Source organism: Brevibacillus sp. MER 51 (assembly GCF_023714195.1).
In the GTDB taxonomy this organism is placed as follows: Bacteria; Bacillota; Bacilli; order Brevibacillales; family Brevibacillaceae; genus Brevibacillus.
In genome coordinates, this window is sequence record NZ_JAMAUS010000070.1 from 1 (window position 1) to 416 (window position 416).

The following is a 416-nucleotide window of genomic DNA, read 5'->3' on the forward strand; positions in this document are numbered from 1 at the left end:
CAATTGGTGCATCAACTTTTAACACACGATGATTACCATCATACATTTCAATTGCCATATCTACATTCATTTCTGAAGATCCAATATCGTAAAAACACAATGCATCATCCTCTAATTTAGTCAAAACTTCTTGGATGATATCAAATGAAGTTCCAATTGAACCATCTGGTAATCCCCCGATTGGTATAATATCAACGTCACCTGCCATTTGCTTTAACAAAGATTTTGTACCACTTGCAATTTCTTTACTGTGGCTAACAAGTATAATTTTAGGCATTATCTTCATCTCCAATCAAAGCGTTTAAAATATAAACCATACTTTGAGCACCTGGATCAATATAACCTTTTGATTCTTCTCCAAAATATGCAGCTCTACCTTTCGTTGCTACCATATCTTTTGTATTATCTGCTAATTG

2 protein-coding genes are annotated in these 416 nt (G+C 33.7%); both read right to left on the minus strand.

All coding sequences use genetic code 11. The features are described 5' to 3' along the window. Positions 1 to 277, minus strand: a 277-nt coding sequence (gene dhaM / locus M3630_RS30675; protein WP_251254681.1) for a dihydroxyacetone kinase phosphoryl donor subunit DhaM, incomplete at its 3' end; no start/stop codon positions are given. After that, the coding region (locus M3630_RS30680; RefSeq protein WP_251254682.1) for a DAK2 domain-containing protein at positions 270 to 416 on the minus strand (147 nt) is incomplete at its 5' end. The genes M3630_RS30680 and dhaM, both read right to left, overlap by 8 nt.